The sequence below is a fragment of the Streptomyces sp. NPDC044064 genome, from assembly GCF_056434245.1.
In genome coordinates this window covers 112,656-133,928 of record NZ_JBWKFN010000028.1, presented here as the reverse complement: position 1 = coordinate 133,928, position 21,273 = coordinate 112,656, and the positions used below count along the sequence as shown (strand labels likewise).

The 21,273-nt window shown below is 70.5% G+C and carries 21 protein-coding genes and 3 pseudogenes; 18 read left to right on the top strand and 6 right to left on the bottom strand.

All coding sequences use genetic code 11. The features are described from left to right. Nucleotides 1–179: 179 nt before the first annotated feature. Both AC07DS_RS35465 and AC07DS_RS35460 read left to right on the top strand, forming a co-directional pair. Nucleotides 180–827, top strand: a complete 648-nt coding sequence (locus tag AC07DS_RS35465) for a DUF2637 domain-containing protein (protein WP_479152116.1) — start codon at nucleotides 180–182, stop codon at nucleotides 825–827. Nucleotides 828–839: 12 nt separating this feature from the next. Next, nucleotides 840–1,055 (top strand): hypothetical protein, encoded by a 216-nt coding sequence (locus tag AC07DS_RS35460; RefSeq protein WP_479152115.1) that lies wholly within the window; start codon nucleotides 840–842, stop codon nucleotides 1,053–1,055. 375 nt (nucleotides 1,056–1,430) lie between these two features. Here AC07DS_RS35460 and ku read toward each other — a convergent pair. Beyond that, nucleotides 1,431–2,069, bottom strand: a pseudogene (gene ku, locus AC07DS_RS35455) (non-homologous end joining protein Ku); the annotation flags it as partial. A 104-nt stretch (nucleotides 2,070–2,173) separates the two neighbouring features. Between ku and AC07DS_RS35450 the strand changes: the two are divergent. The 7 genes and pseudogenes from AC07DS_RS35450 to AC07DS_RS35420 all read left to right on the top strand — a co-directional run bounded on the left by AC07DS_RS35450 (nucleotide 2,174) and on the right by AC07DS_RS35420 (nucleotide 4,882). After that, nucleotides 2,174–2,590 (top strand): DUF6233 domain-containing protein, encoded by a 417-nt coding sequence (locus AC07DS_RS35450; protein WP_479152113.1) that lies wholly within the window; start codon nucleotides 2,174–2,176, stop codon nucleotides 2,588–2,590. 123 nt (nucleotides 2,591–2,713) lie between these two features. Further along, nucleotides 2,714–2,956 carry a hypothetical protein gene (locus tag AC07DS_RS35445; RefSeq protein WP_479152111.1) on the top strand — a complete coding sequence of 81 codons (243 nt, stop codon included), beginning with the start codon at nucleotides 2,714–2,716 and terminating at the stop codon, nucleotides 2,954–2,956. Next, entirely contained in the window at nucleotides 2,928–3,452 is a 525-nt protein-coding gene (locus tag AC07DS_RS35440; RefSeq protein ID WP_479152109.1) for a DUF6879 family protein, read from the top strand. The genes AC07DS_RS35445 and AC07DS_RS35440 overlap by 29 nt, the downstream gene beginning before the upstream one ends. 13 nt (nucleotides 3,453–3,465) lie before the next feature. Further along, nucleotides 3,466–3,669 (top strand): annotated as a pseudogene (locus AC07DS_RS35435) (helix-turn-helix domain-containing protein); the annotation flags it as partial. Nucleotides 3,670–3,723: 54 nt separating this feature from the next. Next, nucleotides 3,724–4,317: a DUF5753 domain-containing protein gene (locus AC07DS_RS35430; protein WP_479152134.1), complete on the top strand. Its 594-nt coding sequence runs from the start codon at nucleotides 3,724–3,726 to the stop codon at nucleotides 4,315–4,317. Nucleotides 4,318–4,433: 116 nt separating this feature from the next. Next, a complete protein-coding gene (locus AC07DS_RS35425; protein WP_479152108.1) occupies nucleotides 4,434–4,625 on the top strand; it encodes a hypothetical protein in 192 nt (63 codons plus the stop codon). An 8-nt stretch (nucleotides 4,626–4,633) separates the two neighbouring features. Beyond that, on the top strand, nucleotides 4,634–4,882 hold the full coding sequence (locus AC07DS_RS35420; RefSeq protein WP_479152106.1) for a DUF7848 domain-containing protein: 249 nt from the start codon (nucleotides 4,634–4,636) through the stop codon (nucleotides 4,880–4,882). A gap of 303 nt (nucleotides 4,883–5,185) precedes the next feature. Here the strand turns inward: AC07DS_RS35420 and AC07DS_RS35415 are convergent, their stop codons facing one another. Continuing rightward, nucleotides 5,186–5,731, bottom strand: a complete 546-nt coding sequence (locus AC07DS_RS35415) for a hypothetical protein (protein WP_479152105.1) — start codon at nucleotides 5,729–5,731, stop codon at nucleotides 5,186–5,188. Nucleotides 5,732–5,805: 74 nt separating this feature from the next. Here AC07DS_RS35415 and AC07DS_RS35410 point away from each other — a divergent pair. Together AC07DS_RS35410 and AC07DS_RS35405 are read left to right on the top strand one after the other, a co-directional pair. Next, nucleotides 5,806–6,810, top strand: a pseudogene (locus AC07DS_RS35410) (thiamine pyrophosphate-dependent enzyme); the annotation flags it as partial. 336 nt (nucleotides 6,811–7,146) lie between these two features. Continuing rightward, nucleotides 7,147–7,608 carry an ATP-binding protein gene (locus AC07DS_RS35405; protein ID WP_479152103.1) on the top strand — a complete coding sequence of 154 codons (462 nt, stop codon included), beginning with the start codon at nucleotides 7,147–7,149 and terminating at the stop codon, nucleotides 7,606–7,608. 83 nt (nucleotides 7,609–7,691) lie between these two features. On the opposite strand, the gene AC07DS_RS35400 is transcribed toward AC07DS_RS35405, so the two are convergent. Then, complete coding sequence (locus AC07DS_RS35400) at nucleotides 7,692–8,735, bottom strand: DUF2637 domain-containing protein (protein WP_145880481.1); 1,044 nt, start codon at nucleotides 8,733–8,735, stop codon at nucleotides 7,692–7,694. A 444-nt stretch (nucleotides 8,736–9,179) separates the two neighbouring features. Here AC07DS_RS35400 and AC07DS_RS35395 point away from each other — a divergent pair, with 444 nt between their 5' ends. Further along, nucleotides 9,180–9,935: a GntR family transcriptional regulator gene (locus tag AC07DS_RS35395; protein ID WP_479152102.1), complete on the top strand. Its 756-nt coding sequence runs from the start codon at nucleotides 9,180–9,182 to the stop codon at nucleotides 9,933–9,935. A gap of 164 nt (nucleotides 9,936–10,099) precedes the next feature. On the opposite strand, the gene AC07DS_RS35390 is transcribed toward AC07DS_RS35395, so the two are convergent. Together AC07DS_RS35390 and AC07DS_RS35385 are read right to left on the bottom strand one after the other, a co-directional pair. Beyond that, nucleotides 10,100–10,867, bottom strand: a complete 768-nt coding sequence (locus tag AC07DS_RS35390) for a hypothetical protein (RefSeq protein ID WP_479152100.1) — start codon at nucleotides 10,865–10,867, stop codon at nucleotides 10,100–10,102. Between the two features lie 166 nt (nucleotides 10,868–11,033). After that, on the bottom strand, nucleotides 11,034–12,707 hold the full coding sequence (locus AC07DS_RS35385; RefSeq protein ID WP_479152098.1) for a PucR family transcriptional regulator: 1,674 nt from the start codon (nucleotides 12,705–12,707) through the stop codon (nucleotides 11,034–11,036). Nucleotides 12,708–13,050: 343 nt separating this feature from the next. On the opposite strand from AC07DS_RS35385, the gene AC07DS_RS35380 reads away from it, so the two are divergent. From AC07DS_RS35380 to AC07DS_RS35360, 5 genes are all read left to right on the top strand, one after another. Beyond that, a complete protein-coding gene (locus AC07DS_RS35380; protein WP_479152096.1) occupies nucleotides 13,051–13,944 on the top strand; it encodes an FAD binding domain-containing protein in 894 nt (297 codons plus the stop codon). Next, nucleotides 13,944–14,525: a (2Fe-2S)-binding protein gene (locus tag AC07DS_RS35375; protein ID WP_479152095.1), complete on the top strand. Its 582-nt coding sequence runs from the start codon at nucleotides 13,944–13,946 to the stop codon at nucleotides 14,523–14,525. The genes AC07DS_RS35380 and AC07DS_RS35375 overlap by 1 nt, the downstream gene beginning before the upstream one ends. Nucleotide 14,526: 1 nt before the next feature. Then, on the top strand, nucleotides 14,527–16,911 hold the full coding sequence (locus tag AC07DS_RS35370; RefSeq protein ID WP_479152093.1) for a xanthine dehydrogenase family protein molybdopterin-binding subunit: 2,385 nt from the start codon (nucleotides 14,527–14,529) through the stop codon (nucleotides 16,909–16,911). 208 nt (nucleotides 16,912–17,119) lie between these two features. Continuing rightward, nucleotides 17,120–18,577, top strand: a complete 1,458-nt coding sequence (locus AC07DS_RS35365; protein WP_479152092.1) for an NCS2 family permease — start codon at nucleotides 17,120–17,122, stop codon at nucleotides 18,575–18,577. Nucleotides 18,578–18,626: 49 nt separating this feature from the next. Beyond that, nucleotides 18,627–19,778, top strand: coding sequence for an XdhC family protein (locus AC07DS_RS35360; protein ID WP_479152089.1), 1,152 nt, complete (start codon nucleotides 18,627–18,629; stop codon nucleotides 19,776–19,778). A gap of 46 nt (nucleotides 19,779–19,824) precedes the next feature. On the opposite strand, the gene AC07DS_RS35355 is transcribed toward AC07DS_RS35360, so the two are convergent. After that, nucleotides 19,825–20,265, bottom strand: coding sequence for an SRPBCC family protein (locus AC07DS_RS35355; protein WP_479152087.1), 441 nt, complete (start codon nucleotides 20,263–20,265; stop codon nucleotides 19,825–19,827). A gap of 140 nt (nucleotides 20,266–20,405) precedes the next feature. Here AC07DS_RS35355 and AC07DS_RS35350 point away from each other — a divergent pair, with 140 nt between their 5' ends. Further along, nucleotides 20,406–21,221 carry a hypothetical protein gene (locus tag AC07DS_RS35350; protein ID WP_479152086.1) on the top strand — a complete coding sequence of 272 codons (816 nt, stop codon included), beginning with the start codon at nucleotides 20,406–20,408 and terminating at the stop codon, nucleotides 21,219–21,221. The last annotated feature ends 52 nt before the right edge of the window (nucleotides 21,222–21,273 follow it).

Here is a 21,273-nt window from a genome sequence, read left to right as displayed (position 1 = left end):
CGACGCCAGTGCGGTGCCCCGACGAGGAGCGGCGGCAGCTGCAAGCGGATGAAGGTCCACGGCCACGAGGCTTGCTCGGACCACCTCTAGTCGGAGCCCCTACCAACGAGCCCCTGTCAATTCCGGTGACAGGGGCTCCGGTTCACCCACGCACGTCCCACGCACACTTACGAGGAGCCATGAGCCACAGACTGCGCGATCCCCTACTCATCCAGGCCGTCATTGCTGCCGCCCTGTCCTTCGCCCACATCCACGACATCGCGGTAGCGGCCGGCCAGGGCGGGTGGAAGGCGTGGGCGTACCCGGTGAGCGTCGACCTCCTCTTGGTCATGGCGTGGGACCAGATCCGGGCGAAGGACGGCGGCTCGAAGCGCGCCCCGTGGGTCTGGTTCCTGCTGTCCCTCGCGGCGTCCATCGGTGCCAACATCGCGACGGCCGGCGTCGTCGACCTGGCGCACCCGCCGACGTTCCTCCGTGTCCTCGTCGCCGGGTGGCCGGTACTCGCATTCTTCGGCGGTTCGCTTCTCGTGCACTCGCGTAGGGCACACGCCGAGGCGCCCGCCCCGGAGCCGCAGGAGCCCGCTGAGGCGCCCGCCGAGGAGCCGGGGGAGGAAGAGGTCCCGGAGCCGGTGAACGAGGCTCCTCGGCCCGCCCTCGTCGCGTACAAGGAAGCGGCGGACGTGGCCGGCGTCGCCCCCGAGACGATCCGCGGCGCCGCGAACGGCCCTCGCGCCAGGCTGACGAAGTACCGGGACAACGAGGGATCCGTCCGCGTCGACCTCGACGAGGTCCGTAAGCTCTACAACCTGCGCCCCGTGGGCGTGTGAGGAGGGGGAGTCATGATCAGCGAACAGCCTCTTCCGTACATGCTCACCACGCCCGGGTGGACGGAGGACACCCACGCGGCCGTGGACTCCCGGAAGACCCTGTGCGACCTCCCCGCCCCGCGGGTGTGGGACGGCCCCACAGAGGGCCGGCCGTCCTGTCGGATGTGCCTTGAGGTACTGGACGCAGACCCCACCTTGCGTGAGGCCGGCGCCCCGCCCCTCTCCTGACGCCACGAGCCCCCGTCGAACACACTGGCGGGGGCTTCGTCGTATCTTGGGCGACATGGAGGATAGACGATGACATCCCCGTCGCCCCGCAAAGCCCCCATCCCGACGTGCTCGCCGGCGCAGGTCAGCCCGTGCGCCCTCTGTCAGCAGCCGACGCACCGGTATGGCTTCAACGGGAATCCCCTTTGTCCTGTGTGCTTGCCTGATGTTCGGGCGAAGCAGGGGAAGGTGAAGGCCTGAGCCAGATGGCCGGGGGGCCGTGCGCAAGGGGCATGGTCGAGGCCGTGACGACTCGTGTGCCCGCTCGGCGGCTTGGACGCTCGCCTCTAGTGCTGCCATTAGGTCCAGCGCCGGGGCGGGCTGCGTCGGCTCCACGAGTTGGCCGCCGGTGATCTTTGCGTCTTCGAGCTGCTCAAGGGCGTGGGCATACTCGTCGTGCACGTCGCCAACGTTGATGCCAGCAAGTTCCCGGATCAGCAATTCGGCAAGCTCCAGCTCCCGGTCAGTGACCGGCGTGGAGGGCGCGAGATCTCCCGGGTCGCGCAGCTCGTCGTCCCATAGGAGAGTCTGGAGGATGAGCATGCCGTGGCGCGGGCGGAGTAGTGCCAGGCGCTCCCGACTGCGTAGGGCCACCTTGGACACGGCTACGTATCCCGTGCGGGCGAGTGCCTCGACGAGCAGGGCGTACGGGCGGTCGGCGCCCGGCCCGGGACCCGCGTAATACGGCCGCCCGAAGCTGATCGGGTCGATGTCCTCGAAGGGTACGAATCCGAGCACGTCGATGATCCGCCTTGCGGGCAAGGGCAGATGTGTGAGGTCTTCCTCCGTGACCGGCACCATGCGTCCGTCTGCGAGGGCGAAGCCCCTGCCGACCTGTTCGTAGGGAATCTCTCGGTTCTCGGCCTTGCAGAATCGGCGGTGCTCGACGCGGCTGCCATCGGCGACATGGATCTCATGAAGGCGTACGGGATGCTCCTCCGTGGCCGCGTATAGCCGGATCGGCAGAGCGACCATCCCGAACTGGATCATCCCGGACCATGTCGCCTTCATGCTTCCAGCGTCATCCGCTAGCAGATGGCGCGCGTCCCGGTCGTCCCCAGAGCTGCATAATAGAACGCGTGAACGAATTACCTCCGGATCCTGCGCGCCTCCGGATGATCCTGCGGCACCTGGAGGTCGCCATCGCTGAGAACGCGACGGTGCACACCTACCTAGATCGTCAGCGCAACAAGGTGCTCGCTGCCCTGCGGGCTGAGGAGGGGACGGCACCCGTTGTCGAGCCCACGCCGGGGTCACGCCCGGAGCCCCGCCCGGCGGACGGGGATAGGCCCGGGTCGGGCTTCAAGGTAGACCGATCACGGACGCCGGACGGACCCCTCGCGACGTCCATCCACCTCGACGACTGCAAGATGGTCAGTGGACTCGCCCGGCCGGTGTCGCCCACCGATGCCCGTATGGCGATCGTTCACGAGCAGCTGGAGGCGTGTGGGGTCTGTCGCCCGGACACGGAGCTAGGACTCGACATCGACGCATGACGAAGCCCGTACGACGGCTCCGTACACGCCATGCGGGTTTACTCCAGGCCCTCTTGACTCCCGTATCCGTCGGCGTGATGGTGCATAGAACATTGCGCAATCCGCGTGACGACGGAGGACACCATGGCTTTACGATCATTCGGGAAGGACCCCGAGACGAACGGCGACCACTGCCCCACGGTGTGGCTCGACGAGGAGAAGCAGGAGTTCGTGTTCCAGGGCTGGAAGGCGGACGAGGCTCTCCAGGCGCAGTGCCTCGCGACGGGACCCATTCCCGACACGGAGGCGGTCGTCCGGCTGCCCGCACGGATGGTGCACCAGATCAGGGAGGCGTGCGATGCTGCAGACGGTTCCGCCGTTCGCTGAGCTACTCGCACACTGCCGGCGGTCCGCGGTCCACCTGGAGACTCGCGACGTCTACGGCGTCGTCGAGGAAGACGAGGACTTCGCGGCCTGGCGCGACGGCGGGGAGTACGACCTCGACGACCGGTCGTCGTGGTGGAACGGCTTCCATGACGCGGTAGCCGACGCTGTGGCGCGTGGAGTCGTCATGCGCCGCGCCCGTGTCATCTCGGAGCCGGCAAGCGAGTACATCCGATACGAGCACTCGTGCACGCCGCAGAACCTTGCGGCTGGCGAAGACGTTCGGTGGCTCCCTCGACGCCTGGCGTCGGACCTGCTCCTCCCGGGCAACGACCTGTGGATCTTCGACGACCGGCTCATCCGCTTCAGCCTTTTCGCGGGTGACGGCAGGTTCGTCCAGGACGTCATGGAGGACGCACCCGACGTCGTGAAGCGCCACGCCGAAGCGTTCGAGGCCGTCTGGCAGCGCGCCATCCCGCACCCGGACTACAGAATCTGAGCGCCGCGCACTCATGCAGTCTCCTTGCCCATCTGCAGCCCTCGACGAGGCTCGCCGCGCCATCGCGGAGAGGCTTCGTGAGATCCGCCGTGACGCGGGGCTGACGGGTAGGGAGGTGGCGGCACGAGCCGGGTGGCAGCCGTCGAAGGTGTCACGCCTCCAGAGCGCCACCACGCCTCCGTCGGACGAGGACATCCGCGAGTGGTGCCGTGCATGCGGCGCAGAGGATCAGATCCCAGACCTACTGGCGGCCAACCGTACGGCCGACTCGATGTATCTGGAATGGCGCCGGGTGCAGAGGTCCGGGCTTCGTCGGCTGCAACAGTCCCGAGTACCGCTCTATGAGCGCACGAAGACGTTCCGCGTATACAGCTCCAGCGTGATCCCCGGCTTCGTCCAGACGTACGAGTACGCCGCCGCGCTGCTCGGCAACATCGCGCGCGTCCATGGGACGCCGGACGACGTCGAGGATGCGGCAACCGCGCGGGTGGAGCGCTCGCACATCATCCGTGAGGGCCGGCACCGTTTCGCGTTCCTGCTGGAGGAGTCCGTCCTCCGCCACGTCGTCGGCGAGCCCGCAGTCATGGCGGGGCAACTGGGCTATCTGCTCTCCGTAATGGCGTTGCCGGCCGTCTCCGTCGGCATCATCCCCGCGGGCCGCGAGCGGCCCATGTGGACCCTTGAGACGTTCACGATGTTCGATGACGACCGTGTGTCTGTTGAGCTGCTGGCGGCTGCAATTACCGTGACTGCGCCCGGTGAAATCGCGCTGTACGCCCGCGCATTCGAGGAGATGGCAGCGCTCGCGGTCTTCGGTTCTGACGCGCGGAGTCTCGTCTCGGCGGCGATTGACTCGCTCGACTGAAGGCACGTAGAACCTTGTAGAACTTCGTGGAATCCAGATGTGACGTCTCCCTAGTGTCATCAGCACAACGACACGGCGGAGGTGCAGGGATGGCGTTAGAGACGGTTCTTCGAGGTGTGCCGATTCAGCTCATGGACCCGACCACCTATCAGCCCCCGAAGCCGACGCCGGGATGCAAGGTGTGCGCGGCACTTCAGCGTCAGGTCGACCTCGTCACGGACCCCCGCTGCCCTGAATTCGACCAGTCGAAGGCGACGGACCTCTACGTCGAGATGGCACGGCATCAGTCGGGGGAGGCGAACGCGTAAGTACCGGCGTGAAGAGCTACGCCTATCCGGAAGTGGGGGAGGAGCGGCTCGTCGTCGACGACCTTCCCGTCCGGAGATGGGTCGAATGCGCGTCCTGCGTGGAGTCGACGGACATTACCCACGTCAGCGAGGCGGAGGAATGGTCCCGGGATCACCACGCGAAGAACCTGGCACACGACCGCTATCGCGTAGTCCGCCAGACGGGCTGGCGGTTCGCTCCGCGGCTCGCTGACGGCCTGGACGCGGCGACCCCCTAGACCCGCGTGCTGGGCGCCCGTACGCCTGGCCCGTGGAGGGCGCGGCGGGGGCAGCAGCGCCGGTGAGGTCGGCCCGCGCTGCTCCCGCTAGCGTCCGAAGCTCCTCGTCCTGGCCTCCCCGTCTGGGACGAGGACCCGCTCGACGGCACCCGCATCCGCACGGGAAGAGGGCGGCACGAAGCCCCGCTCACCTACGCGTCCCCACGCCCCGGTGAGCGGGGCTTCACACGTTGCAGATGCCGGTGAGGACGGTGAAAACGGCGTCGTCACAGGGGTCGCAGGTTGCCCAGTGCATACACAGCTCTACTTGGCGCCAGGCTTCGGGGCTGCCTGCATCACGTCTCGGGATGCCGTCACGAACATCTGCCGCTGTTCTTGCGTCCACGACATCAACCGACAGAACCCCTCCCACGTTGCGTCAGGAGGCCCGTTACCTGGGATCAGCTGCAAAATCTCCTGTTGAAGGTCAACGAGGGTCGTACTCAGTACCTCCGCGGCATGCTCCACGGTGGTGGGGCCGAGGATCTGCACGCGCTCTCGGAAGGGGCGCACGTCGTCGAGGAGCTTCTGAGTGGCCCTGCCGATCGCCTCAAGCAACTCCTCTTCGGCGTCACCCTCGTAGTTAGGGTGCACGTGAATCCAGGCCTCCCACGTCTCTGCCATCTGCGCGTAGGCGGCAACGGCCCTCTCCCACTCTTCGAGGAACTTCACGTAGGCCTCTTGACGTTGCCCTCGGAGCCACTGACCGTGTTCGACCTGAGCTTGGTCGGTGGTCTGGCGTCGGCCGACGTAGATGCCGACAAGGGTTCCGACGATGGCAAGGGCCCCTGTTGTGAAGGTTTCGATCACGCGAAGAGCCTGCCATTTGAGCTGTGTTCGGACCCTTGGAATCCGGAACCCGCGAGGCGAGACCTGCACGCACATACGACGTCGGCATGAGCGGTCTGCTCGGCTACGGCGCCGCCTACGAGGCCACTCACGAGTGCGACCTGCTGATCCTGCTCGGCACCGACTTCCCGTACAACGCCTTCCTGCCGGACGACGTGCGGATCGCGCAGATCGACGTGCGCCCCGAGGTACTCGGCCGCCGCTCCCGGCTCGACCTCGCCGTGTGGGGCGATGTCCGCGAGACCCTGCGCTGTCTTCTCCCACGGGTGCGGGAGAAGACCGACCGGCGCTTCCTCGACAAGATGCTGAAGAAGCACGCCGACGCGCTGGAGGGCGTGGTCAAGGCGTACACCCGGAAGGTCGAGAAGCACGTCCCGATCCACCCCGAGTACGTGGCCGCCGTGCTCGACGAAGTCGCCGACGACGACGCCGTGTTCACGGTCGATACGGGCATGTGCAACGTGTGGGCCGCCCGCTACATCTCGCCCAACGGCCGCCGCCGGATCATCGGTTCCTTCTCGCACGGCTCGATGGCGAACGCGCTGCCCATGGCGATCGGCGCCCAGTTCACCGACCGGCGCCGGCAGGTCGTCTCCATGTCCGGGGACGGCGGCTTCGCCATGCTCATGGGTGACTTCCTCACGCTCGTGCAGCACGACCTGCCGGTCAAGGTCGTGCTGTTCAACAACTCCTCGCTCTCCATGGTCGAGTTGGAGATGCTGGTCGCGGGCCTGCCCTCGTACGGCACCGGCAACACCAACCCCGACTTCGCCGCGGTGGCCCGCGCCTGCGGTGCCCACGGGGTGCGGGTGGAGAAGCCCAAGCAGCTCGCCGGGGCGCTGAAGGACGCTTTCCGCCACAAGGGCCCGGCCCTGGTGGACATCGTCACCGACCCCAACGCCCTGTCGATCCCGCCGAAGATCAGCGCCGAGATGGTCACCGGGTTCGCGCTCTCCGCCTCGAAGATCGTGCTCGACGGCGGGGTCGGCCGCATGCTCCAGATGGCCCGCTCCAATCTGCGGCACGTTCCCAGGCCCTGAGCGGCCGTCCGGGCCGACCGGAGCGATGGTTTCCGGCCAGTTTCGTGCCGGGTGACGGCCCGTCGGCCTCCGCCGCCGGCCGGCCGGGCCCTGCCGCGATGGGGCGCGCGTGACGCCGTACGGCGGTCTTGGCGGGTCCGGCGCGGGTGAGGGGGTGTCACAGGGCCGGCCGGGCTGCCGTACGGGGGTGGCCGAACAGACGGCCGTCGGCGGACCGCCATGCGTGCCCACAGGACCGTTGGGCATGGATTGCCGTGTACGTGTTCGATCAGGAGGGGCAGGTCCGGCAACGTGCAGGCGGGGGTCATGAAGAGGCAGGCACGAGGAGGCGGTCCCGTGGCCATCGGGGCCTCCTCGGCGAAGGCGGGGGAAGAGACCGAGACCGAGACCGACACCATCACGGAACGGGCGCACCGGCCCCAGCTCAGGCGCAGGCTGGGGCGGGCGGAGCTCAGGGCGGTGCCCGAGGCCCGACGGGAGCTGCGCGAGCTGCTGCGGCACTGGGGCAGGCCGGGCCGCTCGGAGATAGCGGAACTGCTGACCAGTGAACTCGTCACCAACGCGCTCGTGCACACCGACGACGACGCCGTGCTGACCGCCGTCGTCTCACCGCGCGGACTGCGCGTCGAGGTAAGGGACTTCGTGGCCCGCAAGCCGCACCCGCGCGCACCGGACACCGGCGACGACACCCACGGCCGGGGCCTGTTCCTGGTGCAGTCCCTCGCGGACGCCTGGGGCGTACGGCCGCACGCGGTGGGTAAGTCGGTGTGGTTCGAACTCGGCGCCGAGGCCGCCTGAGAGGCACTGGAGACGGGAACGGGACGGGGGCGTGACCCGCGTGGTCACGCCCCCGTCCCGTGATGAGCCGAAGCCCCGGCGTCCTAGCCGAACTGCTGCTCGAGGTCCTTCAGCTTGCGCTCGAGCGAGTCCAGGCGCGGCAGGGCCATGGTGTCGTCCTCCGCCGTGAGGTCCACCGTGAGCGGCTCAGTGGCCTTGCGAACCGGCTGAAGGGACGGCCGAGAGCGTACGGGCAGCTGCTCCGGGGTCGATATGGCAGGCTCCGCGGTCGCCGACGCGGGCTCGCGCTCCAGCGCCTGGATCTCGACCTGCCGGCCGGCGGTGCGGCCGACGAAGCCGCGGTGGCCCCGGCTGATCGCCTTGAGCTGGGCGCGCTCCACCCGCTGCTGGTCGCGCCGGCGCTGCCGAGCCTGCTCCTTCTGCCGGGTGTCCTCGCGGACCTCCTCGACGGCCTCGTCAAGACTGCGCACGCCTTCGAGCAACATGAGCGACCAGGCCTTGTAGGTCTCGCGGGGGGCCCGCAGCCAGCGCACGATGCGGATCTGCGGCAGCGGACGCGGCACCAGGCCCTGCTCGCGCAGCGCGGCCCGGCGGGTCTGCTTCAGCGCGCGGTCGAACAGGACGGCCGCGGACAGCGACATGCCGGAGAAGAACTGCGGCGCGCCGTCGTGCCCCACACCCCGGGGTGCGTGCACCCAGTTGAACCACGCCGCGGCCGCTGCGAACATCCACACGAGTATCCGGGAGCCGAGCGCCGCGTCACCGTGGCTGGCCTCGCGCACCGCGAGGACGGAGCAGAACATCGCCGCACCGTCCAGGCCGAACGGCACCAGGTACTGCCAGCCGCCGGTCAGGCCCAGGTTCTGCTCGCCGAAGCCGACCAGGCCGTGGAAGGAAAGTGCGGCCGCGACCGCCGCACAGCAGAAAAGAAGCACGTAGGAGGCCGTGCCGTAGATGGCCTCCTTGCGCCTGCGGCGCTCCTCGCTGCGCTCCCACGAGTCGTCCGCGCTCGCGTTCTCCCCGGAGGAGCGCTTGCCGCGCGCGAGCACCGCCACAGCCGCCAGCATGCCCAGGAGCAGTACGGCGCCCGGAAGCAGCCAGTTCAGCGATATGTCGGTCAATCTCATCAGGGGTCCCTTGCATTGGGATAGGGCGTAACGCCCGCCATAGTGGCCCACTCCCGACGGCCCTCAGGGGGTTTCGGGGCAAGAGGCCGCCAAGGAAGTGCAAGGGGATGCCAAGGGCGGCGTTCTGCTCGAACTGCCGCTTGAGGGGCGGGAGTTGAGTTCGAATAAGACTACCCGTACGGGTGGTTCCTGGGGAAGTTCCCGAGGCGGGTGAGGAAGTTGTGAATTACCTGTCCGGAGGCGGACGGTCAGAGTGTGACGATCCTAGTGGACCTTGAGGGCTGCCCCGGACCTCCTTCAATGGGGGGCAAGCTGAATAGGTAAGGCTAACCTTATCTGCCCTGGAGGGAGTTTGAACTGTCGCCTTGTGCGCCTAAGGTGCTTGACGGACAAGTAACAACCCGCCGTTAATGACCCGAGTACCGACAGCCGGAGGAGGACCCCGTGAAGCAGAGTGTGCAGGGCTCCCCCCGGGTGCCTGCGCAGCAGCGCGCGGTGGACGCGGACGTGGACGTGATCCGGGAACGGGGTGCCGCCCTGCCGGGCGCGCGGGGCGAGCACACGCACTGCGAGCGGCCGATCCCGCAGCCGCGGGCCGTCGTGCAGCGCTCCTCGGTGCGCGGGCAGATCCTGGACGCGCTGCGTACGGCGCTGGTCGCGGGCGAGCTGAAGCCCGGCGAGGTCTACTCCGCGCCGGTCCTCGGCGAACGCTTCGGGGTGTCGGCGACGCCCGTGCGGGAGGCCATGCAGCAGCTCGCGCTGGAGGGTGCCGTCGAGGTCGTGCCCAACCGTGGCTTCCGGGTCGTCGAGCGGGGTGCGCGCGAGCTGGCCGAGCTGGCCGAGGTGCGGGCGCTGATCGAGGTGCCGGTGATGCTGCGGCTGGCCCGCGCCGTCCCGGCCGAGCGCTGGGCCGACCTGCGCCCCCTCGCGGAGGAGACGGCACGCGCGGCATCCTCCGGCTGCGTGGCGACGTACGCGGAGTCCGACCGGGCCTTTCACCGGGCCGTCCTCTCCCTGGCGGGCAACGAGCAGCTGGTCCAGATCGCGGAGGACCTGCACCGGCGGTCGCAGGTACGGCACGGCAGGGCGGACCTGGTGGCGGACGCGGCGCAGCACGCCGCGCTGCTCGACGCGTTGATCGCCCGGGATCTCGATGTCGTGCGCGTGCTGGTGGGGGAGCACTTCGCCGGCGCGAGCTGAGCGGGGATTCGCTGTCGGGGCATGGGTCGTCTGCCGGGTGCGGGTCCGTTGTAGCTTGCCGCGCAGTTCCCCGCGCCCCTTCAGGTAGGTCGGTGCAAGGTGCTCGAGGGGCGGTGACAGCCCCCGCCGGCCCGCCCCCGGCAGAGGCTCGCGCCCACCCGCCGCTAAGCCGTCGCGGCACCCGGAGCCGGCGGAGTCAGCTGGCGGGCCAGCCACGTGGGTACACCCCCGAGCAGCCGGAACAGTCGCCCGGCCTCCCCCCGCAGCCGTGAAGCCTCCGGCTCGGACTCCGCGTCCGCCAACGACGCCAGCGCAGGGGCCGTACCCACCAGATAGCCCAACTCCTCGCGGATGCGCAGCGATTCGGCGAAGCCGTGCCGTGCCTCCGCCAACTCGCCGTCCCGCAGGGCGAGTCCGGCCAGATGGCGCCAGGTGAAGGACAGGAGCAGCGGGTCGGCGTGCGCCGTCGCGCCCGCGTGGGCCCGGCGGTACGCGGCGCGGGCCGCCTGCGGGGAGCGGGCCAGGTTCTCGGCCAGCAGGCCCCGGCGGAAGTCCAGCAGGGCCCGGCCCACGGCCCCCGGAGGGATCAGCGCGGCCGCCCGGCCCAGCGCGGCCCGGGCCTCGTCCGCCCGGTCCCGCACCCCGTGCAGCGTGGCCGCGTAGGCGAGCTGGCCGCGTTCGCAGGCGGCCGCACCCCGCTCCTCGTCGGTGTGCGCCTGCGCCTCGGCCGTACGGAGGGCGTCCTCCGCCTCCTGCCAGCCCCGCTCGGTGTACAGGCACCGTTCGACCAGCAGCGCGGCCCGCTGGAGGGTCGTGGCCGGTGTGTCCGCCGGGAGCAGCGCCGCGGCATCGGCCCAGCAGGCCCGCGAGCGCAACCGCCATACCGCGGTCTGGAGAGGATCGTCACCGGCGGTCGTTCCGTTACCAGACATGGCGGAATGCGCCACGTTGCCCTCCCCGAGCACGCCATCGAGCTGTTGAGTGGTGGCGGCATTCCAGCACCAAAGACGGGGCCGGGCCAAGAGGGTGGGTGAAAGATTTCACAAAGTGGCGGGGCATTGGCGTGAGTTGGTTTGACCGCCCCGCGCCCGCCCGGCCTCAGCTCATGCGCAGCGCCAGGAAGAAGTCCAGCTTGTCCTCGAGGCGCGACAGGTCCCGTCCCGTCAACTGCTCGATGCGGCCCACCCGGTAGCGCAGCGTGTTGACGTGCAGGTGGAGCCGGGTGGCGCAACGGGTCCAGGAGCCGTCGCACTCCAGGAACGCCTCCAGGGTCGGGATCAGTTCGGCGCGGTGGCGGCGGTCGTAGTCCTTCAGGGGGTCCAGCAGACGTGCCGTGAAGGCGCGGCGGACGTCGTCCGGGACGAACGGGAGGAGGAGCACGTGGGAGGCCAGCTCCTGGTGGCCGGCGGCACAGACCCGGCCGGGGCGGGCCGCGGCCACCCGGCGGGCGTGCCGGGCCTCCTCCAGGGCGCCGCGGAGCCCCTCGGCCGAGTGCACGGCGGCGCTGACGCCGAGCGTGAGCCGCCCGTCGTCGTTCAGGCCCGCCGACAGCGGCTCCCGCACCGACTGCAGCAGCGCGTCGGCGAGCAGACCGGTCTCCGAGCCGTCGTGCTCGACGGAGACCGCGGGGAGGGGGACCAGCGCGATCGCCTCGTCGCCGGTGTGCGCGACGGCGATGCGGTCCAGGGGCTCCGGGCCCGTGGCCGTGGGGTCCACCAGGACCTCCTCCAGCAGCGACTGGGCCACCGGGCCGGCCTCGACCGCGTCGTCCGCCCACTCCACGCGGGCCACCACGACCTGCCAGTGCGGGGCCGCCCCGAGCCCGGGCAGCAGCACGGGTGCCGCCACCCGCAGGCGCGCGGCGATCTCGGCGGGCGCGGCGCCCGTCTGCACCAGCTCCAGCACCTCCTGGGCGAGCCGGCGCCGTACCGTGCGCGCCGCGTCCCGGCGGTCCCGTTCGACGGCGATCAGCTGGGTGACGCCCTGGAGCAGGTCGAGGCGCTCTTCCGGCCAGTCCCCGGCGTCCGCCTCGACGGCCAGCAGCCAGTCGGACAGGACCGTCTCGCGCACGTCGCGGGCCGCCTGCGGGGAACGCCCGGAGGAGCGGATCGGGAACAGGGAGTAGCGGGTCCCGCCCAGCACCAGCCGGTGCGGTCCCCGGCGGCCGGTGCGGGCGGCGGCCAGGTGCTCGGCGGCCAGCTTGGCGCAGGTCTCCGGCGGCAGCTCCGGGCCCGAGACCTTCGAGCCCGCGATCAGCCGGCCGGTGGGGGAGAGCACCCAGGCGCGCAGGTCCAGGTCGGAGCCGAGCAGGTCGAGGACCACGTCCGGGCCGCCGCCGGCCGGGCCCGAGGTCATCATCCGGCGGTGCCGGTCGACCACGGCCGCGAGGTCCCCGGCCCGCTCGCCGGAGACCTGCCGTACGACGTGCTCGGTGATCGTCGCGAACGCCACCGACTCGTGCACCGCGAAAAGCGGCAGCCGGTGCCGGACGCAGGCCAGCACCAGGTCCTCCGGCACATCGCCGAGCTCCGCCTCGCCGGCCGCGAGGGCCGCCACCCCGGCCTGCACCAGGAGGCGCACGAAGGGTTCGGAGTCGTCGGCGTCCCGACGCCAGGCCAGGCCCGTCAGCACCAGCTCGCCGCCGGAGAGGTAGCGGCTCGGGTCGCGCAGGTCGGTGGTCATGACTCCGCGTACCGAGCGGTCCAGCTCGTCCTCGCCGCCGAGCAGCCGCAGGCCCAGCGCATCGGTGTCCAGAAGTGCGCGCAGCCGCATCTCGTCGCCGCCGTTCTTTGTCTCGAAACCTACGATGAATCTTGGATGGGTGACGGGGAGGGGGCCCGACGCGGGGCGCACAGGCCGTTCTCCCCGGTCGTCGGGCCGTGTCCTGCGTTTCCCGAGGAAAACGGAGAGGTTGCCGATGACCTCCGTTCATACGAATCTACAAGATGCCCGCCGTGGCCAGCCAACTCCTTCATGTTTTCGGTGACTGACCGGGTCGGAGCACGGAGCGGTGTACTGAGTCCACTCCGCGTTAACAGGACATGAACGAGCCGGGCCCGCCGCACACGGATTGGCTCAATACGTACGACCCACGAGACGAAGAAGAGAGCCGGTCATGGACTTCCTTCGCCCCGCCAGCTGGGAGGAGGCGCTCGCCGCGAAGGCCGAGCACCCCACCGCTGTGCCGATTGCGGGTGGCACCGATGTGATGGTCGAGATCAACTTCGACCACCGCCGGCCCGAGTACCTGCTCGACCTGAACCGCATCGGCGACCTCACCGAGTGGGAGGCGGGCGAGGGCACCGTACGGCTGGGTGCCTCCGTCCCGTACACCAGGATCATGGAGAACCTCCGTGCCGAGCTGCCGGGCCTCGCGCTCGCCTCGCACACGGTCGCCTCCCCGCAGATCCGCAACCGCGGCGGCGTCGGCGGCAACCTCGGCACGGCCTCGCCCGCCGGTGACGCGCACCCGGCCCTCCTCGCGGCCGGCGCCGACGTCGAGGTCGAATCGGCGGCCCGCGGCACCCGCCTCATCCCGATCGACGAGTTCTACACCGGCGTCAAGCGCAACGCTCTCCAGCCCGACGAGCTGATCCGCGCCGTCCACATCAAGAAGGCGGACGGCCCGCAGCAGTACTCCAAGGTCGGCACCCGCAACGCCATGGTCATCGCGGTGTGCGCCTTCGGTCTCGCCCTGCACCCCGAGACCCGCACGGTCCGGACCGGCATCGGCTCCGCCGCCCCGACCCCCGTGCGGGCCAAGGCCGCCGAGGACTTCCTGAACGCGGCTCTCGAGGAGGGCGGCTTCTGGGACAACGGAAAGATCATCACCCCGTCGGTCGCCAAGCAGTTCGCGGATCTGTGCTCGGCCTCCTGCAACCCGATCGACGACGTCCGGGGCACCGCGAGCTACCGCCGCCACGCGGTCGGCGTCATGGCCCGCCGGACGCTCACCTGGACCTGGGAGTCGTACCGCGGCGCCCGCCGCACCACCGAGGGAGCTGCGTAATGCGCGTCAACTTCACCGTCAACGGACGCCCCCAGGAAGCCGACGACGTCTGGGAGGGCGAGAGCCTGCTCTACGTCCTGCGCGAGCGCCTCGGCCTGCCCGGCTCCAAGAACGCCTGCGAGCAGGGCGAGTGCGGCTCCTGCACCGTGCGCCTGGACGGCGTCCCGGTCTGTTCCTGCCTGGTCGCGGCCGGCCAGGTCGAGGGCCGCGAGGTCGTGACCGTCGAGGGCCTCGCGGACTACGCCAAGCAGCGCGCCGAGGGCGGCTGCGCGACCGGTGCCTGCGGCACCTCGCTCGACGCGGCGAAGGGCTGGCAGGCCAAGGGCACCGACTCGCAGACCGGCGAGGGCACCGAACTGTCCCCGATCCAGCAGGCGTTCATCGACGCCGGCGCCGTCCAGTGCGGCTTCTGCACCCCGGGTCTGCTGGTCGCCGCCGACGAGATGCTGGAGAACAACCCGAACCCGTCCGACGCGGACATCCGCGAGGCGCTGTCGGGCAACCTGTGCCGTTGCACGGGCTACGAGAAGATCATGGACGCGGTCCGTCTGGCGGCCGCCCGCCAGTCCGAGGGGGTCTGACATGCCGACCAACGGCGCTCCTACGAAGATCACGCAGGGCACCCGGACCAAGGGCGGCATCGGCGAGTCCACGCTCCGCCCGGACGGCACCCTCAAGGTCACCGGCGAGTTCGCGTACTCGTCCGACATGTGGCACGAGGACATGCTGTGGGGCCAGATCCTGCGCTCCACCGTCGCCCACGCCGAGATCGTGTCGATCGACACCGGTGAGGCCCTCGCCACGCCCGGTGTGTACGCGGTCATGACCTACGACGACCTGCCCACCGAGGTGAAGAACTACGGCCTGGAGATCCAGGACACCCCGGTCCTCGCCCACGGCAAGGTGCGCCACCACGGCGAGCCGGTCGCGATCGTCGCCGCCGACCACCCGGAGACGGCCCGCCGCGCCGCCGCCAAGATCAAGGTCGAGTACCGGGAACTCCCGGTCATCACCGACGAGGCCTCCGCGACCGCCCCGGACGCGATCCTCGTCCACGAGAACCGCGACGACCACCACATCGGCCACGTCCCGCACCCGAACATCGTGCACCGCCAGCCGATCGTCCGCGGCGACGCGGACGAGGCCGCGAAGCGGGCGGACGTGATCGTCAAGGGCGAGTACACCTTCGGCATGCAGGACCAGGCCTTCCTCGGCCCCGAGTCCGGCCTCGCCGTGCCCGAGGAGGACGGCGGCGTCCACCTCTACATCGCCACCCAGTGGCTCCACTCCGACCTGCGCCAGATCGCACCCGTCCTCGGCCTGCCCGAGGACAAGGTGCGGATGACGCTGGCCGGCGTCGGCGGCGCGTTCGGCGGCCGCGAGGACCTGTCGATGCAGATCCACGCCTGCCTGCTGGCGCTGCGCACCGGCAAGCCCGTCAAGATCGTCTACAACCGGTTCGAGTCCTTCTTCGGGCACGTCCACCGGCACCCGGCGAAGCTCTACTACGAGCACGGCGCCACCAAGGACGGCAAGCTCACGCACCTGAAGTGCCGGATCGTCCTGGACGGCGGCGCCTACGCCTCCGCCTCCCCGGCGGTCGTCGGCAACGCGTCCTCGCTGGCGGTCGGCCCGTACGTCGTCGAGGACGTCGACATCGAGGCCATCGCCCTCTACACCAACAACCCGCCCTGCGGCGCCATGCGCGGCTTCGGCGCGGTCCAGGCGTGCTTCGCCTACGAGGCGCAGATGGACAAGCTGGCGAAGAAGCTCGGCATGGACCCGGTGGAGCTCCGGCAGCTGAACGCCATGGAGCAGGGGACCATCATGCCGACCGGGCAGCCGGTCGACTCCCCGGCCCCGGTCGCCGAACTGCTGCGCCGCGTCAAGGCGATGCCCATGCCGCCCGAACGCCAGTGGGAGTCCAGCGAGGGCGCCGACGTACGGCAGCTGCCCGGCGGTCTGTCCAACACCACGCACGGCGAAGGCGTCGTACGCGGGGTCGGCTACGCGGTCGGCATCAAGAACGTCGGCTTCTCCGAGGGCTTCGACGACTACTCCACCGCCAAGGTGCGCATGGAGGTCATCGGCGGCGAGCCGGTCGCGACCGTGCACACCGCGATGGCGGAGGTCGGCCAGGGCGGTGTCACCGTCCACGCGCAGATCGCCCGCACCGAGCTGGGCGTCGCCCAGGTGACCATCCACCCGGCCGACACCCAGGTGGGCAGCGCCGGTTCGACCTCGGCCTCCCGGCAGACGTACGTCACCGGCGGCGCCGTGAAGCACACCTGCGAACTGGTCCGTGAGAAGGTCCTGGAGATCGGCCGCCGCAAGTTCGGCACCTACCACCCCGCCTGGGCCACCGCCGAACTGCTGCTGGAGGGCGGCAAGGTCGTCACCGACGGCGGCGAGGTCCTCGGCGACCTGGCCGACGTCCTGGAGGACGAGAGCGTCGAGATCGAGGCGGAGTGGCGGCACCGGCCGACCGAGGCCTTCGACCTGCGCACCGGCCAGGGCAACGGACACGTCCAGTACTCCTTCGCCGCCCACCGCGCGGTCGTCGAGGTCGACACCGAACTCGGCCTGGTCAAGGTCATCGAACTGGCCTGCGCCCAGGACGTCGGCAAGGCCCTCAACCCGCTCTCCGTGGTCGGCCAGATCCAGGGCGGCACCACCCAGGGCCTGGGCGTGGCGGTGATGGAGGAGATCATCGTCGACCCGAAGACGGCGAAGGTCAGGAACCCCTCCTTCACGGACTACCTGATCCCGACCATCCTCGACACGCCGACCATCCCGGTCGACGTCCTCGAACTCGCCGACGACCACGCCCCGTACGGGCTGCGCGGCATCGGTGAAGCCCCGACCCTGTCGTCCACCCCGGCCGTCCTCGCGGCGATCCGGAACGCGACCGGGCTGGAGCTCAACCGCACTCCCGTGCGGCCCGAGCACCTGACGGGGACCGCGTAACACCCCAGCTCTCCGGGCGGCGTGAGGGAACGTCACACACTCCGCCGCGCCGCCCGGAGGAACCCCTTTGAGTTCCGCACCGCTCGCGGTCCTTGAAGTACCAGGAAATTCGTTCGTCTCGGGCCGTCCCCCGGGTCGTCCATTCCCAAATCCCGTGACCGTCAGGACGGTTGCACGGGTGCCCCTGTGAACCTTGGGAGATGGCACCATGACCCAGCAGTCAGTGGAGCCCAGGACCGCAGCCGACGACGCGGGCGATGGCAGCCGCGTCCCGGCCGGGCGTTCCTGGCTCGATCGGTACTTCCACATATCCAAGAGAGGGTCCACGGTCTCGACAGAGGTCCGCGGCGGCATCACCACCTTCATGGCGATGGCCTACATCCTCCTGCTCAACCCCCTCATCCTGTCCGGCAAGGACGCGGCGGGGGACACGCTCGGCCAGAAGGCGCTGATCACCGCGACCGCGTTCGCGGCGGCCTTCACCACGCTCCTGATGGGATTCGTCGGCAAGGTGCCGCTTGCCCTCGCCGCCGGCCTCTCCGTCTCCGGCGTCCTGTCCTCGCAGGTCGCCCCGGAGATGACCTGGCCGCAGGCCATGGGCATGTGCGTGATGTACGGCGTCGTCATCATGCTGCTGGTCGTCACCGGCCTGCGCGAGATGATCATGAACGCGATCCCGCTGGCGCTCAAGCACGGCATCACGATGGGCATCGGCCTCTTCATCGCACTCATCGGCTTCTACAAGGCCGGCTTCGTGCACCAGGGCAAGGCGACCCCGGTCACCCTGGGCCCCGTCGGCGAACTCGCCGGCTGGCCGGTGCTGCTCTTCGCCGGCACCCTGCTGCTGATCTTCATGCTGCAGGCCCGGAACATCCCCGGCGCCATCCTCATCGGCATCATCTCCGGCACGATCGTCGCCGCGGTCCTCAACGCCGCAGGCGTCATCGACCCCAAGCAGTGGGCGAACGGCGCCCCCGAACTGCACGGCAGTGCGGTCTCGATGCCCGACTTCTCGCTCTTCGGGCACGTCGAGTTCGGCGGCTGGGGCAAGGTCGGCGCGATGACCGTCGGCATGATCGTCTTCACGCTCGTGCTCGCCGGGTTCTTCGACGCGATGGCCACCATCATCGGCGTCGGCACCGAGGCCAAGCTGGCCGACGACAAGGGCCGTATGCCGGGCCTGTCCAAGGCGCTGTTCATCGACGGCGCCGGCGGTGCGATCGGCGGTGTGGCGGGCGGCTCCGGCCAGACGGTCTTCATCGAGTCGGCGACCGGTGTCGGCGAGGGCGCCCGCACGGGTCTGGCGTCCGTCGTCACGGGCCTGTTCTTCGCGGCCTGTCTCTTCTTCACCCCGGTCACCGCGATCGTCCCGCAGGAGGTCGCCTCCGCCGCCCTGGTCGTCATCGGCGCCATGATGCTGATGAACGCCCGGCACGTGGACTGGGCCGACCGCGCCACCGCGATCCCGGTCTTCCTGACCGTCGTCCTGATGCCGTTCACGTACACCATCACCACCGGTGTCGCCGCGGGCGTCATCTCCTACGTGGCCATCAAGACCGCCCAGGGCAAGGCCCGCGAGATCGGCGCCTTCATGTGGGGTCTGACCGTCGTCTTCCTGATCTACTTCGCACTGCATCCCATCGAGGGCTGGCTCGGCGTGCACTAGCCGGCCCGCCAACGCCCTTCCCACGCAACCCCGTTAAGGAGACCGAGAGATGCTGGACATCGCCGAGGAGCTGAACCGGTGGGTCGAGCAGGGCCGTGACTTCGCCGTCGCCACCGTGGTGGCCGTCGGCGGCAGCGCCCCGCGCCAGCCCGGCGCCGCCCTCGCGGTGGACGCCGACGGCACGGCGATCGGCTCGGTCTCCGGCGGGTGCGTGGAGGGCGCCGTGTACGACCTGTGCCGGCAGGCGCTCGAGGACGGGGAGACCGTGCTGGAGCGCTTCGGGTACAGCGACGAGGACGCCTTCGCCGTCGGCCTGACCTGTGGCGGCATCATCGACATCCTCGTCACACCGGTCCGGGCGGACGGTCCCGTCCGGCCGGTGCTCGCGGCCGCGCTGGCGGCCGCCGCCCTCGGTGAGGCGGCGGCGGTCGCGCGCGTCGTCCGGGGACCGGCCGGACTGCTGGGCCGGGCCCTTCTCGTCCGCCCCGACGGCTCCTGCGACGGCGGCTTCGGCGCCCACCCCGAACTGGACCGCACGGTCGCCGCCGAGGCCGGTGCCTTCCTGGACGCGGGCCGCACCGGCACCCTGGAGATGGGCGAACAGGGCTCCCGCTGCGGCGCCCCGCTCACGCTCCTGGTCGAGTCGTCGGTCCCCGCCCCCCGCATGATCGTCTTCGGCGCCATCGACTTCGCCTCCGCCCTGGTGCGCGTCGGCAAGTTCCTGAACTACCGCGTCACCGTGTGCGACGCCCGCCCGGTGTTCGCCACCCGCACCCGTTTCCCGGAAGCGGACGACATCGTCGTCGAGTGGCCCCACAAGTACCTGGAGCGCACCGAGGTCGACGGCCGCACCGTCCTGTGCGTCCTCACCCACGACGCCAAGTTCGACGTACCGCTGCTCGAACTGGCCCTGAAGTTGCCCGTCGCCTACGTCGGCGCGATGGGCTCCCGCCGCACCCACCTCGACCGCAACGAGCGCCTGCGCGAGGTCGGCGTCACCGAACTCGAACTGGCCCGCCTGCGCTCCCCGATCGGCCTCGACCTCGGCGCCCGCACGCCCGAGGAGACGGCACTCTCCATCGCCGCGGAGATCGTCGCCAACCGGCGCGGAGGCAGCGGGATCTCGCTGACCGGAGCGCACACCCCGATCCACCACGACATGGCGTCCCTGCCGGCGGGGCGGATCGGGTCGGTGGCCTGAGCGGCGCGGCGGAGTCCGGCCACGAAGGGCTGAGGGCGGCGCCCCCTCACGCCCGTCTGAGGAGCTTGTTCACCGCCCGTCCGAACATCGCACGTGACGTTCGCTCCAGCACGCCGTCGAAGAAGCGGGGGAGGAACCGGACCCGCAGTTCCTCCCGCCAGACCACCCGGGCGCGGCCGCCGGGCCCGGGCCGGACCTCGATCTCCGCCCAGCCCAGGACGACCCGGCCGCGCTTCTCCAGCCGGCACAGCCCGGGCTCGTCGTCCACCGGTGGATGCCAGAGCGTCACCTCCATGGGATCGTCGAGGGAGAGGGGGCCGAGGCCCGAACGGGCCACGAAGCGTGTGCCCTCCCGGGTCGGCTCGGGCGTGACCACGGTGACCCGGGTCAGCGGGACCACCTCGCCGTGGCGGGGCCACTCCGTGAGCCGGCGCCACGCCTCGTCGAGGGGGAGCGGCACCGTGCGTTCGAAAGAGAAGAAGGGCACGGCACGATCGTAGGGAATCGCCGCCCGCCACCTGCGCGTTCGGCCCCGGGTCACCTCCCTGGCCCAGCGGCGGTGCGGCCGCCGGCGAACGGGTGGGCCCACGAGTGGCCGATGGGGCGCGAGGTGTCCACCCTGGAGGGGTGAGCACCGCGGGTGGCACCGCGGCGGCCTCCGGCTGGAGAGGGTTCCTGGAGAGCCCCGTCGTCGGCATGGCTCCGTGGATCATCTTCTCCCTGCTGGTCGGACCCGGCCGGTTCGAGATCTCGGTCGCGCTGGCGCTGGCCTGCTCGGTCGCCCTGGTCCTCCTCGGCAGGGCGGCCCACCGGGGCAGTTCCTGGAAGCTTCTCGAACTCTGCGACGTGGTCTTCTTCGCCGGCCTGGCCGTCGTCGGCGCCCTGGCGAGCGAGGGCACGCTGCACTGGCTGGAGACGTACGCCGGGGAGGTGTCCAACATCGCGCTGACGCTGATCGCCTTCGGCTCGATGGCGTTCCGGACGCCGTTCACCCTGCAGTACGCCCGCGAACAGGTCGACCCGGCCCTCTGGGACACGCCCGCGTTCCTGCGCACCAACTACGTCATCACCGGGGTGTGGGGGCTCGCCTTCCTGGTGGCGGCGCTCGCGGGCGGCTACGGCGACCTCGTCCTGCACAACCCGGACAACCTCTGGACCGGCTGGATCATCCAGATCCTGGCCATCGTCGCGGCTGTCCGCTTCACCGAGTGGTACCCCGAGGTGGTCCGAGCCCGCACCCGGCGTGACACCGGCCGCCCCGGCCCCGGCCCGCCCCCGGTGTCCGACCTGCTGCTGCCCCTGGCCGGCCTGCTGGTGCCGATCGGGATCGCCGTCCTGGTCTTCGACAACATGTGGTGGCTGGGCGCCGCCCTCGTCGTGGCCGGCACGCTGCTCACCAAGGCGCTGCGCCGACCTGGAACCGGGGCGGCTCCGAGCGCTTGACGCGGCAGGTAATCGACCCGGCGACCGGCTCCGGGAAGGATCGGGACCGACA